Origin of the sequence: Chryseobacterium sp. ZHDP1 (assembly GCF_018603435.1) — a bacterium.
Lineage (GTDB): Bacteria > Bacteroidota > Bacteroidia > Flavobacteriales > Weeksellaceae > Chryseobacterium > Chryseobacterium indicum.
Map to the genome: position 1 here is coordinate 2372899 of NZ_CP075682.1, position 16671 is coordinate 2389569.

Genomic DNA, 16671 nt, shown 5'->3' on the forward strand with positions numbered 1-16671 from the left:
GCTTAGTTGATTAATGATTAAATGTATTATTCTTTGACAAATTTCTTCTGAACAGAAATAGTATTTCCATCCAAAATATCTATCACATAAAGTCCATTTATTAAATTGTGTACATCAATCTTATTATTCAGGATAATACCGCTTGATACCAATTGTCCTGCTGAACTGTAGATCTTATAATTCGCTTTTTTGCTGATATTTTTCACATACAGTACAGAACTCACCGGATTCGGATAAATCATGACATCTGTTTGATTAATTGAATTAGCAACAGGAAGCTTAGAAATTCTTACCGTGTAATCTTCTACTTCGCCATTCGGGAAGTTGGTACAATTTACAGGAATAACATCTTTGCCCATTGCTACTCTCATCACTACATATTTGTAGTCTACCAGACTGATGAACGCATCTGCAGGTACCGTAAATGTGGTGCTCGCAGTTGGATTACTGTTTGGTCCGTCAGCAAGGATTCTTTCATTAATATCGAAGTATCCGTTTCTGTTGAAATCGATCCATACTGCAACTCCTGCTTTATTGTTTCCTGACAGCTTTTTATCAATTATGATTTTATTGTCGGAAGACCCCTGAATCAGTTCAATAAATTTAGCCGGAACTCCTGTATAATCTGTATAATTAGATCCTACGGAAGTATTCGTCATCTGAGGCTTACCATTTGGCGTTACCGTTACTTTAGAGATGTACTCTGAAGTTGTTGTTCCGGTAGATGCCATCTGACAGTAAACAATTGTTGGTGTCGTGAAGAAATAAGGCAGTGTATATGTACCCGGAGTTCCGCTACAAACGTTTGCTACCTGCATTTCATACTGTGTTAACTCTAATAAACCTGTAAGAGTAATCGTATTGGTATTCGATGGTACCATTGTCCAGCTCGGAATACCTACTTTTCTGTATCTCAGGATATAAGTAGCACCCGGGAAAGGATCCCATGTTACCTGCGCCGTAGTCGGAGTAATCGCTGTAATGGTAAGTCCCGGAGGAGGTAACTGACAAGTTCTTTCCGTAGTAAACACTTTAGGATTAGACCATGGATTTACAGTAGTTTCTCCATTACAGATATTCGCCACCTGTACTTCATAAGTTGTATACGGGCTTAAACCTGTAAGTGTATATGTATTTAATGGTGCTGCAGTAACGTTTATTGTAGACCATGTTGCTGTACCTACAATTCTGTATCTGATTACATACGTTGCACTTGGTACAACAGGAGCCCATGTTACTACGGCTGAGTTGGTAGTTACAGTTCCTATTGTAACATTCGGAGGTGTAGGATCACATCTTGTAGTGAATGTCTGTGTAGGTGTAAATGTACCCGGAGTTGTTCCACAACTTCCTGCTATCTGTACTTCATAAGTTGTAGCAGGTGTTAAACCGGTTAAAGCCAATGGTGGGTTACCTGTTAAAGTTGATACCACAACCTGAGTCCATGTACTTGTTCCTGCCACTCTGTATCTTACAATAAATGTAAGACCGCCTACAGGCACAGTCCATGTAACATTCGCAGAAGTATGAGTAATTGTGTTAAATGCTAAATTAGTAGGTGCTGTTGTAGAACAAGGTCTCAATTTCACCGCATAATCTTCGACTTCACCATTCACTGCATTCTGACACATAACTGGTGCACTTGTACGTTTAAGAACAACTCTCATTGTAGTTGTCAAAGGCCCGTTATATGCTGTTGAAGGAACGCTGAATAATGCTGTAACAGGAGTTGTAGTACTTGCCGCAGACGCCATAATCTGCTCTGTAGTTTCAAATACTCCGTTTCTGTTAAAATCGATCCAAGCTGAAACTGCATCATTTTGTGCCCCGCCTTTAGCTACTGAAATCTGGTTATTTGTAGAACCTATTTCCAGATTTACCAATGTTGCCGGAGTGGTATAGCTGATGTAGTTTGTCTGTACAGAAGTATTGCTCATTGGAGGAATACCCGGATTCACTGAAGTTATTGTCACATTTGAAATAAAGTCAGTCGTTCCTGTACCCGTCATATTACAATAAGTAATCGGAGTAGTTGTGAAAAGTACAGAGTTAGACCAAGGTCCCTGAACTCCACCACAAATTGTAGCTACCTGTACTTCATAAGCAGTTTGTTCAGTAAGCCCTGTAATATTATAAAGGTTTCCTGTAACTACAGGAGATGTATTCCAAGCTCCCACAGGGTTGGTAGTTCTCCATCTTACCAAATAAGTTGCCCCAGTAGAAGAGATCCAAGATACTGTAGCTGTAGTAGCTGCAATATTTGATATTGTAATCCCTGTAGGTGCAGCCGTAGTACATGGCTGGATATCTACAAACTGAACCTGATAGTCTTCTACCTCGCCATTACTTGTAAGAGGTGAACAAGCATCGGTAGGAGTTAAGAAGTAAACAATCACACGCATTTTTACTTTATTCGTACCAGAGTAAGCTCCGGCAGGAACAGCGAAATTAGCAGTAACAGGTGTTGTGGAAGAATAACCTAAGTTCATTATTCTTTCTCCACCAGCAACTGTAGTAGGATTGTTATTAAAAATTCCATCTCCGTTAAAATCAATCCAAGCATAAGTAGAATATGTGCTTGATAAGATCGTTCTTCCTACAGAAAGTACGTTACCTGTAGAGTTACGAGCCAAAGTAATGATCTTAGTAGGATCATTAGAATAATCTGTGTAAGTACTAGCTCCGGAGTTGTTAGACATCATCGGTGTATTCGTACCTGTAACAGTAATATTATTAATGTATCCGTCAGTTACTGTCGCAGTCCCTGAATTACAATATGAAATTGCAGGTGTAGTAAAATAAGTAGAAGCAGACCAAGCCCCTGTAACACCACCACAAATAGTTGCAACCTGTACTTCGTAAGTAGTGGAAGCATTTAAGTTTATAATAGTGTACGGGTTGGTTACCGGAGCAGCAATTACCGTCCAAGCACCAGTACCTGTTCTGTATCTTAATGTATAAGTTGCTCCGGTTGTATTGATCCAAGAAACCAAAGCTGTAGAAGCTGTAACGTTTGAAACCACTATCGGTGTTGGAGGAGCCGTTGTACAAGCCGCAAGATCAATAATCTTCACCGCATAATCTTCGATTTCTCCGTTCGCAACCGTTGCACAAGGATCTGTAATTGTAGAAGTAGAGAAAATAACTCTCATTCTAAGTGTTAACGGACCATTGTAAGAAGTTGTAGGAACTGTAAATGTAGCTGTAATAGGAGTGGTTGTACTTGCAGTAGTATTAATTACTCTTTCTGCAGCTTCAAAGATACCGTTTCTGTTGAAATCAATCCAAGCTCCGACTGCCAGTGAAGACTGAGTAGTTGTTAACCAAGATTTAGAAACAGAAATTGAGTTATTGGCAGTATTACGAACCAATGTTATCAATTTGGTAGGATCAGGAGAATAATTCGTATATGAATTCGCTCCTGAATTGTTACTCATTACGTAAGAACTCACTGGAGCTACCATTACGTTAGAAATATATCCATTGGTATTATTCGTAGAAGTAATATTACAATATGTAACCGCCGGAGTAGTGAATTGCAAAGGAGCAGTAAATGTTCCCGTAGTTCCCGAACAAACATAAGCTACCTGAACCTCATATTGAGTCTGTTCAAGAAGGTTGCTCAGTGTATAAGCATTCGTTGTTAAAGGAACTGTAATCCAAGTCGGAGAACCTACCTGTCTGTATTGTAAAACATAAGTTGCCCCCGTTGCAGGATCCCATGTTACATATGCAGAAGTTGCTGTAATATTTGTAACCGATAAGTTTAACGGAGCATTATTTGTACAAGCAATTGGCTGAATTAATTTTACTGCGTAATCTTCAACCTCACCATATGTATAACTTGTACACATTACCGGAGAAGAGCTGAATTGTAATGCAACTCTCATCTTAGTAGTTGCTGGTCCGTTATAAGCAGTTGTCGGAACATTGAAAGTGGCAGATACAGGAGTAGTTGTACTTGCTGCAGAGTTCATTACCTGTTCTGTAGCTTCAAAAACTCCGTTTCTGTTGAAGTCGATCCATACTCCTACAGCTTCACTATATACTGTACCTGTCCAAGCCTTGCTAACTGAAACTGTATTACCAGTAGAACCGATTACTAAATTTACCAAAGCACTTGCTGTAGTAGAGTAATCTGTGTAAGTAGCACCTGCAGAGTTATTACTCATTACAGAAGCTCCTACAGGAGTTACCGTAACGTTAGAAATATATTCTTCTGTAGGGTTACTTGATGTCATTGTACAATAAGTAAGTCCTAAAGTTGTAAAGTTCGTAGAAGCAGAGAAAGGTCCCTGAACACCGCTACAAACTGTAGAAACCTGTACTTCGTACTGGATGCTGTCACTAAGACCTGTAAGGTTTACAGAGTTTGATGCCGCATTCACAGTAATCCATGTTGTACTTCCTACCGGACGATATCTAACAATATAAGTAGAGTTAGCAGTTGCTGTCCATGTTACTGTAGCAGTAGTCTGTGTAATAGCGGAAACTACAATACCTGTAGGAGCAGCTCCGGTACAGTTTAGCAAAGAAGCTACTGTTGAACTTCCGATTGCATAGAAAACATTTCCGATAGAGCTTACTCTGATCTTAACTGTTCCTCCAAGAGTAAGACCCGTTAGGTTAAGAGACTCACTTCCGTCATTTGGTGTGGAAGCTGCAGCTACCGTCCATGTTACTCCGTTGTCTGTAGTATAATCAATTTTTACATTCGCTACACTATAAGGAGCAGCGGTAGTATTTACCACATCCCATGTTACGTTCGTTGCACCGTTATTATATGCTGTGGTCGTAGTTACTTTGAACGGCCCGTCGTTTCCAACAATGATCTGCTGATTGGCAAACTGAGTCTGCTGCTGAGTTGGCACCGGATTATTATCTCTTACCGTAACTCTGAAGTTTGTTGTTCTTGCAACGGTAGAAACAGATTCCCATCCATTGTTAGAGTTATTTAATACTCCCGCCAATACAGAAGATAATTTAGGAAAATATCTTGTTGGACTTGTTGTAGGGTTAAATGATCTAAATGAGGCTCCGCTTGCAGTAGTTCCTAAGTTATTCTTATTAATAGTAACACTTGCATTATCAACTTCTTCCCAGCAATACGTCATAGGATCGTTTTCTGGATCTGTTGCAGAAGCCGTTAAAACGAATGCTGTACCTTTAGGAATATTAAATGTTGATAATGGCGCAATTACAGGAGGGTTGTTTGTAACCGGTGTTTCAACATCACAGGTTTTGCTGGTAAGGTTATTTTGTACCTGTGTAATACTTACGGCATGGAAATAAGGATCAGAATGAGCCTGAACATCCGTATTTGCTCCAGTAATCCCTGCATAACCCATAATTGTTGACCCAGAACCCGGCTCAACATTTACACCAGCACTTTCCAGACCGTGAGAAAAGGTGTGGTTTGCTCCCAGCTGATGTCCCATTTCATGAGCAACATAATCTATATCAAAATTATCTCCCTGAGGAATACCATCCGCCGGAGAAGTATATCCGGATCCTTTCTGTTGAGAAGTGGAACTTGTAGGATCTATACAGACACACCCGATACAACCCGCATTACCACCCCCTCCGGAAGCTCCGAATAAGTGTCCGATATCGTAGTTGGCATTACCAACATTGGCTGTAAGAGTCTGCTGAAGTTCCAAATTCCAGTTATTCATCTGCGCTGCAGGCGAATATGGATCGGTAGAAGCATTGGTATAAATTATGTTCGGATAATTTTGTAAATTAAGGTGTAGCGCAAAATCTTTTTCAAATACACCATTTACTCTTGTTAATGTAGCATTGATTGCTGTTAAAGCATTAGCAACTGTACCTCCGAAGTACTGAGTATATTCACCCGTTACAGACATTGCCAGTCTCATGGTTCTGTACTTTTTGTCGGATGACTTGGCAAAGTTTGTTGTCTGGTTGGCAAATGACTTCCCTGCTGAATAAAGATTTGCTATCTCTTGCTTAGACAGCTTATCTTCGTTCATAGAACAAAGAAAACCTTCATTACTTTTATCAGTTTTTGGATGCACACCATAAACTGTTTTGTTTTTATCAGCAGGTTCTATGAATTCATATTTACCATCCTTGACGATCATCGACTGAAAATCATCCGGTGCTAAACTGAATCTCAGGTATTTGCCGGGATCATCTATCCCGACTCCTACATAAGAGCCTAACTGATACTGGTCTGCCAGTTCTTTCACTACCACAGGGAAGCTGTAAACGGCAAATTTTTCAATTTTCCCATCTAAAGTTGGCAAAGAGATCGTGACGGGTTTTGCATTTTTTCCCGTTTCCTGAGCTTTCGCCAATTGAGACTTTAGTAGAGAAATGTCCAAAGAGTAGTAGTTCTTAATCTCAGAACTAGCTCTCGTCTTTTCCCCTCGAAATGTCGTGGGACTCCATTGTGCACTGGTAATCGCAAACAAAAAGAGGAAAAAGAAAGAAGTAAAATTTTTCTTCATAACTTTCTCAATATATTAATTACACAAATCTAAACAAATTTAATTATTAAATTAAAAATATTTCCATTTTTTTTATACAGACTTTTCAACAATTCAATTCAAAGCATTGGGAATAACTAACCAAACAAACAATATATACGAAATTGAAAATCTGATCTTATTTTAATTCATTGGATATTATTAAAAACAAAATATCCGGAATACAAATTGGGCATACAGTAATAAGCAAAAAAAATCCCCAGAAAATCTGAGGATTTTATTATTTAAATAAGGCTTAAATTATTTTTTGATGAATTTAGAAGTGAAAGAATCTTTTCCTTTTTCTTCAATCGTAATTACATATCCGCCTTTAATTAATTCTGAAACATTAATTTGTCCGGCAGTAATATTTCCTTGTTTTACCAACTGCCCTGTTGCTCCGTAAATTTTATAAGAAGCTTTATCTGACACTTTTGTAATATTTAAAATATCTGATGCCGGGTTTGGATATAATTGAATATTTGTTTTTGGTCCGTTTACATCATTTGTTGATAATGGCGTTGCAGTAACAACAACATTATAATCTTCAACTTCTCCATCATTAAAGTTATTTCCACATACCCACGTCGCAGGCGCATTTAATCCCACATTCGTAGATCCTGCGTACCCAAGTATCACTCTCATTCTTAAAGTCTGCCCTTCTACAACACCTGTTGTAGGAACCGTAAATGTACCAGAGAATGAAGATACTGCAGCTACAGGGAAATTTAATACTCTTTCTGTTGATTCAAATGTTCCATTTCTATTATAATCAATAAACACCATTGCAAAATCATATGCTGCAATATTGCTATTGATTGTCATAGGATAAGCAGTTCCTTTTACAAGATTAACCTGAAGAGAAGGATTGGTTGTAAAGTTTGAATAAGTAGCTCCAGCAGAAGTATTGTTGATATTAGCTACCTGTACTTTAGAAATATAAAGATTAGCAGCAGTTGTAGACGCAGCTGTACAATATGGAATTCCAATTGTTGAGAACGTAGTTGTAGCCGAATAAGCTCCAGGAGTTCCTGAACAAACAGCCGCTACCTGAACTTCATAATTAGTTGCATCGCTTAATCCAGACAATGTAAGAGTTGGATTTGCGGAAGTCGTCTGTTGCCAAGTTGTTGTTCCTACTACTCTATAACGAATAACGTAAGTAGCATTAAGAACCGGGTTCCAGCTTACAGTAGCACTATTGGCAGTAATATTACTAGTGGTAACACCCGTAACAGCAGATCCGTCACACGCAGCAAAAGCAGCAACATTAATTTTCCCGATAGCATAGAATACGTTTCCAATGGAAGAAATTCTCAGTTTAATAATTTGTCCGTTCAATGTTGAAGGAAATGTGAAATTTTCCGTACCATCATTAGGAGTCGAAGCGGATAATACATTCCAGGTTACCCCGTTATCCGTTGTGTAATCCACTTTTACATTAGTAACATTATAAGGAGCAGATGCAGTATTTGCAACATCCCAATTGATTGCAGTAGGAATGCTCACATTTGCATACAGAGTAGTTACTTTAAATGGTCCGTCGTTTCCTACAATAATTGTCTGAACATTATAGTCAGTTTGTTGCTGGTTAGCCGCAGCATTATTATCTCTTGCAGTTATAGCAAAGTTTGTAGTTCTTGCTACCTGAGAAACAGATTCCCAAGTATTTCCGCTGTTATCTAAAACCCCATTTAACACTGATGATAGTTTAGGAAAATAGCGCGTAGGAGTTGTACTAGGAGCCACAGATCTAAAAGAAGCACCTGTAGTTGTAGTTCCTAAATTGGTTTTGTTGATAACCACACTTGCATTATCAATTTCTTCCCATGTAAAAGTCATCGGATCATTTTCAGCATCTGTTACATTAGCCGTAAGTACGAAAGCAGTCCCTTTAGGAATGTTGTACGTTGGCAAATCAGCAATTACAGGAGGGTTGTTTGTAATACTGGTTTCAACATCACAAGTTTTTGCAACTAAATTAGCCTGTACCTGTTCAATACTTCCTATATGAAAATACGGATCTGAATGAGGCTGAACATCTGTTGTAGCTCCGGTAATACCTGCGTATCCCATAATAGTAGAGCCTGATCCCGGCTCCATCTGTACAGGATTCCCCTGCATTGTGTGAGCAAAAGTATGGTTCGCTCCTAATTGGTGTCCCATTTCGTGAGCTACATAATCAATATCGAAATTATCACCTGACGGAGGATTTGCTGCACTCGGTAAAGTACTTCCTGTTGCAGGAGAAGTAATTCCTGAACCTTTACCGTAACCTGCTACAGAATCATATCCGGTACCAACAGGACTTAAACAAACACATCCGATACAACCTGCATTACCTCCGCCGCCGGATGCACCAAATAAATGCCCGATATCATAGTTAGCCTGTCCCACATTAGCCGCCAAAACGTCTCTAAGCGTAGTATTCCATGTTGCCGGAGGAGAAGAAGCACTTGTAACCGAATCATAAGGATCCGATGCAGGATCCGGATAAATTAACCCCGGATAGCTTAATAAATTCATATGAACCGCAAAATCTTTCTCAAAAACGCCATTCACTCTTGTGATTGTAGCATTAATTTGAGTCAGCGCTCCAGCAACTCCACCGAAAAACTGAGTATATTCTCCGGTAGTTGACATTACTAATCTTAATGTTCTATACTTTTTATCGTAACTTTTAGCAAAGTTTGTAGGCTGGTTTGCAATAGATTGTCCACGTTTCAATAACAAATCAACCTGTTTTACTGCAGCCGGATCCTCCTGAGTAGAACACAGGAAACCGTTTTCATTCTTTTTGGATTTGGGATGTATACCGTAAACTGTTTTTTCGGAATTAGCCGGCTCTATAAATTCATATTCTCCTCCTTTAATAATCATCGACTGAAAATCATTTGGAGCGAGTGAAAATCTAAGATACTTTGAAGGATCATCAATTCCCACACCTACATACGAACCTAGCTGATACTTATCAGCAAGATCCTTTGCCATAACAGGAAAACTGTAGACTGCAAATTTTTCGATTTTGCCATTTTGAGTAGGTAAAGAAATTTCAACTGCTTTAGCATTTGAACCCGCTTCCTGAGCGAGTGCCAACTTAGATCTTAAAGCTGAAATATCCAATGAATAATAGGCTTTTATATCAGCCTCTTTTCTTACTTTCTCTCCTTTAAATGACGTTGGTGACCATTGTGCGGTTGCTGCACCAATCATAAAAAGAGAAAAGAAAGAAGTAAAAAATTTCTTCATAGCTTTTTAAATTAAATTTACACACCAAATATAGCCATTTCAGCTAATAATATCATATTAATAACTATTTTAACTAAAAAAATATTTTATACTAGCATTATTTCACAAAAAAGTAAATAATCTTAGGACTTTTCCGGAGATTATTTTATCATTAACAATTTGATTAATTATTTATTACTTTTTAATGAACTTAATTGCCAATCGTTTCCTGCTTTTCCATTAGTAATGATCACAAATTCCATATTTAATTAATGACAAAACAACAACTTATTCATTATTATATTGTTTGTCTATTACCATAAAATCGTAATAATATTTCCGGCGTGAAGCATATCTGTTTTTCGATTAAGATTTACACTAAATAAATATGTATCTAATGTGAAAACAGCTATTAGATCATAAAAAAAGCTCTGAAATAAAATTCCAGAGCTTTTATAAGTGTATATTGTTTATTTACTTTTTAATAAACTTAATGTTTTCAGAGAGACTACCCTCTTTTACAGTAATAATGTAAGTTCCTTTAATTAGTTCAGAAACTCTCACCTGATTATTATCAATATTTCCTGCTTTCACTAATTGCCCTACTGCATTATAAATTTCATATTTAGCTTTACCTGAAACTTTTGTAATATTTAGAACATCCGAAGCTGGGTTTGGATATATCTGAATATTATTTTCAGGATTAGCCAGATCGCTGGCTGATAAAACCTGTGCCTTTAAGAATCTGCTCTGCGTAGAACTGAAGTGCGATCCTGAAAGTAAAGTTACCCCTCCCTGAGTTTTGATATTATAATATCCGCCGTAAGGATAAAGCCCGTCACCGTAAGAATCGTTAATGGTAAAGGTATAGCATTCATCTGGGTTTAATGACCAGTTCTCAGTAATGAGTGCAGGAAGTGTTGCTCCTGAGTCGATGTATCCACTTGCAGGGCTGCTGTAAACTACGGTTCCCGCGCTGTTGGTCAGCGCCCATGAAGTCTCGCTTCCATAGTTATCCAACTGAAGATTAAATACTACGTTGGTATTCACTCTCGCGGGAGCTCCAAGATAATTTACGGTTATATTGCTGTTCGACGTCCTTTGGTCTGCAACTCCGTTTACGGATGTTACGTTAATATTTAACTGACCTCCCAGAGCTGTGGAACTCATAGGAAGCGTAATAATTGCATATTTATCCTGAGCTAAGCTTCCGCTCCAGTTGTAGATCTGAACATTCCCATTTAGTGTATAAGTTATTACTGCAGAAGTCATCGTAGCTGTTCCCCTGTTGTAAAGAGAAATTTTCGGAGCCTGTGTTGTGCTTGAACAATTCACTGTGGAGCATTCTCTTTCAAGTTTCACCTCAGCATCATTTGCAAATAAAGGTATTGCAATATCTTTTGTGGATGTTTTCAGTTCAACTCTTCTGGGAGAATTATTCATTACGGCGGTTATTCTGTCTTTTTGATTTACAGTAAAGACATTCATACACGTATCTGTTGTATAATCCATGTAATTTTGGATCATATCGTTTCCAGGAGCGGAAGGACATGAATCTACCGTTACACAGTTGTAATTAGGAGCGCTTGCAGCAGGGGTATCCGGACAATAATCTTTATTACTGTCGGCAGCATTTACAACGCAGGAAGAATTATCTCCCCAGATATGTCTCAATCCTAAAAAGTGACCTACTTCGTGGGTCATCGTTCTCCCTTTATCATAAGGCGCGGCAAGCAGGAAAGAATTATTCACATTGTAATCACTGCTTCCGAAAGTTGCATAATTGGCGACTACACCATCGGTATACGCTTCACCTCCAATAGTATTTAAACCTCCCAAATTAGAATTGGACGGAAACTGCGCATATCCTAATAAGCTAGAACTTGTGAAACTTACACTCCACATATTCATATATTGGGTAGGATCCCAAATTGTTTCCGGCTTTACAAAAGAGTTAATCTCCGCCTGAGACCATGTAGCCTGGCAAAGGTTTACGCGATCAATTCCATTGGTGGGATTTCCATTGGGATCTACTTTGGCTAAGGCAAACTGAATCATGGTATCTGCTCCTACTGCGTTAGTATTAAATCCGGGAGTTCCTGCCAGTCTTCTGAAATCATTATTCATTACTGTTATCTGAGACATTACCTGTTCATCAACAATATTTGGAGCTACCCCTAAATTCTGGCCACTATGAATAACGTGTACTACGACTGGAATGGTAATAATATTTCCGTTTTGGGATTTATTTGCTTTCGCCTTCTCCACTAAGGGAGCCAGCCAGGATTCAAACTGCTCGGCAGTCATTCTTCCCGGAAATGTTTTTTGTAAAAACTCTTCATACTCGGTTGTTGAACATCTGTTGAACCCGAAGGATTGTGCTAGTTCAGAAGGAGATTTTTCAACATTAAAATCAGCTTTTCTTTTAGTAAAATTCTGAGCTGCCAAGTCTGCAGCAATAAAAGAAGATAAAAAAAGTACAGCTTTAAAAGTAGTAGATTTTCGCATATAATGTATTAATATTCAAAAATATAATTGTTTTGAATAAAATAAAAGTTAAATTAAAAATATTCAACAACAAAAATTAAAAAAACCATTACTACATTATAAAAAAAGCTCTGAAATAAAATTCCAGAGCTTTTATAAGTGTATATTGTTTATTTACTTTTTAATAAACTTAATGTTTTCAGAGATATTACCCTCTTTTACAGTGATAATATAAGTTCCTTTAACCAATTCAGAAACTCTCACCTGATTATTATCAATATTTCCTGCTTTCACTAATTGCCCTACTGCATTATAAATTTCATATTTAGCTTTACCAGAAACTTTTGTAATATTTAGAACATCCGAAGCTGGGTTTGGATATACTTCAATATTACTTTCCGGATTACTAATATCGCTTGTTGATAAAATAGTAGATGTAACGAATACGTTGTAGTCTTCAACTTCGCCATAAGTATAAGATGTACATGCTTCTGGTGATGTATTATAACGTAATGCAACTCTCATTTTAAGCATTTTATTTTGAACTGCTGTAGATGGCACTGTAAACGTAGCACTTACTGTTGGAGTAGAATTTGCTGCTGCATTCATTACCAGTTCACTTGTATCAAATGTTCCATCTCTATTAAAATCAATCCATACTCTTACTGCCTCAGAATATATATCAACCGGCCAAGTCTTGGTTACGGAAACTGTATTATTATTAGATCCGCTTATTAGATTTATAGTTTTTGTAGGGTCAGTTCCGTAATCTGTATAGGTACTTGCTCCTGAAGTGTTATTAAGATTTGCCAATGTAACATTAGAAATGTATTCTTCTGATGGATCAGCTGATGATAATGCACAATATGAAACTGATGATTGAGTAACGAATTGATTATTCGCAGAGAATGTACCTAAAGTTCCTGAGCAAACTGCTGCAACTTGTACATCATATTTAACACCTTCTTCCAGATTATTTAAAGTAACAGTATTGGTAGAGGAAGTTGTTTGTTGCCATGCTGTTTCAGTAACTTTTTTATATCTTATCTGGTAAGTAGCATTTAAAATTGAATTCCAGCTTATTACAGCAGAAGAAGCTGTAACATTGGAAATTGCAATACCAGTAGGAGCACTACCATTACATGCCGCAGCACTTGTTACTAACATTTGTTTAACTGCATAGAAAACATTTCCTATTGAAGAAATTCTCAATTTAATATTCTGTCCATTTAATGCAACCGGAAAAGTATAAGTTTCCGATCCATCATTAGCTGTAGAAGCAGAAAGAACAGTCCAGGTTGTTCCGTTATTTGTTGTATAATCAATTTTTACGTTTGCAGAATTATACGGAGCTGCAGCAGTATTTGCTACATCCCATGATACTATTGATGGAGCATTATGATAAACCTGAGTAGTGTTGATTTTAAATGGTCCGTCATTACTTACCGTAACCGTTAAAATATCACTTTGTGTTTGCTGAGATGTTGTGGTTGGGTTATTATCTCTTACCGTTAATACAAAATTGGTAGGTCTTGCAACATTCGAAACAGTTTCCCAGTCTGCAGGAACTGTAAGGTTTCCGGCTAATACTGAAGATAATTTTGGAAAATATCTTGTATTTCCTGTAGCTGTTGGAGACAAAGATCTAAACAATGCTCCTGTTGTGTTATTTCCTGTTACACTTGTTACCGGAATATCCGTATCATCAAATTGTTCCCAAGTATAAGTCATTGGATCATTTTCGGGATCTGTAGCTGTTCCCGTAAGAACAAATGCAGTTCCTTTCGGAATAGTATAATCTGAAAGGGCTCCTATTACCGGAGGATTATTCGTAACAGAAGTTTCAATATCACAGGTTGTGGTAGTAAGATTATCTTCAACCTGTAAAATACTTGCAACATGGAAATAAGGATCTGAGTGTGCTTGTACATCTGTAGCCCCAGTAATACCTGCATATCCCATAATAGTAGAACCTGATCCTGGTTCCATATTAACCCCTGTTCCTTCTACATTCATAGAGAATGTGTGGTTAGCTCCTAATTGATGCCCCATCTCGTGAGCTACATAATCTATATCAAAATTGTCTCCCTGAGGAATTCCGTTTGCAGGAGAGGTAAATCCAGATCCTTTACCTTCTGGTTCAGCAGTAGTAGGATCTGTACATACACAACCAATACATCCTGCATTTCCCCCACCTCCGGAAGCACCAAATAAATGACCAATGTCATAATTCGCATTTCCTACATTTGCTGTTAAAGTATTTTGCAATTCAAGATTCCAAGCACCTCCTGCACCGGCAGACGCCGCAGAGTATGGATCCGTGGAAGCATTGGTGTAAATAACTCCCGGGAAATTTTGTAGAATTAAGTGCAATGCAAAATCTTTTTCAAAAACACCGTTTACTCTCGTCATTGTGGCGTTAATTGCAGTAAGAGCTCCTGCTACCGTTCCACCAAAAAACTGTGTATACTCCCCTGTTACAGACATTGCTAATCTCATGGTTCTGTATTTCTGAGCAGAAGATTTAGCAAAGTTAGTAGGGTTTTTATCGAATGTTTTTCCTCTTGAATATAAAGCGTCTATTTGTTTTTTTGATAATACACTTTCATTCATACTACAAACAAAACCTCCTTGAGCCTTATTCGTTTTAGGATGTACTCCGTAAATTGTTTTATCAGCATTTTGAGGTTCAATAAATTCATAAACTCCATCTTTAATAACCATTGACTGGAAATCATTTGGAGCAACTGAAAATCTCAAATATTTGGAAGGATCATCAATTCCTACACCAACATATGATCCCAATTGATACTGATCTGCTAATTCTTTTACTACAACCGGAAAGCTATACACTGAAAATTTTTCGATCTTACCATCCATCGTTGGCAGTGAAATTTCTACGGGTCTAGCATTTTTTCCTGATTCTTGTGCATCTTTAAGTTGGCTTCTTATTTTCGCAAGATCTAACTTATAGTAACTTCTAATATTAGAAGATTTTTCCGATCTACCTGCGAATGTAGTTGGAGTCCATTGAGCAATAGCTGTACTTCCAATTAAACTACATAAAAAGGTAGTAATGAGTTTTTTCATACTAAGAATATTTTTAATATTTCAAAAATACTCATACATTACTTAAAAATCAAAGAAAAAACATGAAAAAATACAAATTTAATTAAAAAACAGTATAAAAATCGTATTTATATATTAATTTTAACAATTATCATATAATAGATTAAAAATTTTATTTAAACTATAATCCTTTAAAAATTCAAAAGCATACCTTGCTTTAATGTGCTGATTTAAAATTTATACGCCAGATTCCACGCGAAGCCCATTCCGAATTTAGAAGAGCTTCTTCCGAATCCCGGTACGATCATGGGCTGGATTTCATCCTGCTTTGTGGTATATACCAGATATCTCGGCTGAAGATTGACATCAATGTAGAAATTAGTTTCAAAAAGCTGTACTCTTCCTCCCAGTGTTCCTTCCAGCCAATAAGATGACTGTGTAGAGGAAGGAAAAGATATTGCAGAGCTGCTTCCACCGTAACCACGAACCGGAACTGCCATATATTCCTGTTTGTAAAATGAACCGGCTACTTTTCCTCCGGCATAGAAACCATTGAATTCATTTTCAAGATCTTTAGCCAACATATAAAAGGCTCCGATCTTTACGAAAGGTCCGTTTGCTTTTCCGTCATACCCATTCTTTTGATAAACGTTAGATTCGAAACCGGCTTCTGCGATGGCATGAAGATTATCTTTCAGCTTTGAAGACACAAATCCCTGATACAGCTTTCTGTCTGAAAAGAAAGAAACTCCCGTATTCAGAACATCAAAACCGATCATGAAATTCGGTTCATATTTCCATTTTTCCTTTGCAGTTTCCTTTTCTTTTTTCTCCTGAGCAAAACCCAAAAGACTGATTACACTAAAAAAGAAGGAAAAGATTAGTCTTGTCTTCATTCTCTATAAAATTTTGTCCGGCCTGGATTTCCTTTACCGGAGTCGTTGTGTTTGGATCTAATACAGAATTTAAATTTTCGTAGGTAAGCTTTATTCCGCATCCCGGAGAAACATATGCAGATTTCGTAGTGTAATTTACTCTTACTTTAGATTCCGCACCTTTGTTGGTAATTCTGAAATAAATATCTGTATACGCAGAATTGTCTACTCTTAAAGGAATAACCCTTGACGTAATTTTAGCCTGTCCTCCCAACTGCACTTTTCCGGAACCGTAATCTACCGCTACATAAAGAGAATCCAGCGTTTTTTCCTTATCGGTTGCCTGTGTTTTGAAAGAAACTCTCATTCGTGGGGTTCCTTCCCCGCTTTCGCAGATATCGTTATCTCCTCCACACGAAAACAGCAGACTGATAAAGGAAATGGCAATTAAAAATTTAAAATATTTCATCTGAACATTTTGTTTTACTTTACCGGGCAAATCCGGCATTTCATATTAAGAT

General features: G+C 37.5%; 6 protein-coding genes. All 6 read right to left on the reverse strand.

Annotated elements, in window-relative coordinates:
- Positions 1 to 26 precede the first annotated feature (26 nt).
- The 6 genes from KKI44_RS22705 to KKI44_RS11005 all read right to left on the reverse strand — a co-directional run bounded on the left by KKI44_RS22705 (position 27) and on the right by KKI44_RS11005 (position 16619).
- The gene (locus KKI44_RS22705) at positions 27 to 6473 is read right to left on the reverse strand and encodes a GEVED domain-containing protein (RefSeq protein WP_250902198.1); all 6447 of its coding nucleotides are present in this window, start codon (positions 6471 to 6473) and stop codon (positions 27 to 29) included.
- Positions 6474 to 6752: 279 nt separating this feature from the next.
- A complete protein-coding gene (locus KKI44_RS10985) occupies positions 6753 to 9740 on the reverse strand; it encodes a reprolysin-like metallopeptidase (RefSeq protein WP_214591012.1) in 2988 nt (995 codons plus the stop codon).
- A 453-nt stretch (positions 9741 to 10193) separates the two neighbouring features.
- On the reverse strand, positions 10194 to 12227 hold the full coding sequence (locus KKI44_RS10990) for a M43 family zinc metalloprotease (RefSeq protein WP_214591013.1): 2034 nt from the start codon (positions 12225 to 12227) through the stop codon (positions 10194 to 10196).
- A 153-nt stretch (positions 12228 to 12380) separates the two neighbouring features.
- A complete protein-coding gene (locus KKI44_RS10995) occupies positions 12381 to 15296 on the reverse strand; it encodes a reprolysin-like metallopeptidase (RefSeq protein WP_214591014.1) in 2916 nt (971 codons plus the stop codon).
- Positions 15297 to 15505: 209 nt separating this feature from the next.
- Positions 15506 to 16171 (reverse strand): DUF6048 family protein, encoded by a 666-nt coding sequence (locus tag KKI44_RS11000; protein WP_214591015.1) that lies wholly within the window; start codon positions 16169 to 16171, stop codon positions 15506 to 15508.
- A complete protein-coding gene (locus KKI44_RS11005; RefSeq protein WP_214591016.1) occupies positions 16137 to 16619 on the reverse strand; it encodes a DUF6452 family protein in 483 nt (160 codons plus the stop codon). The genes KKI44_RS11000 and KKI44_RS11005 overlap by 35 nt, the downstream gene beginning before the upstream one ends.
- Positions 16620 to 16671: the final 52 nt, after the last annotated feature.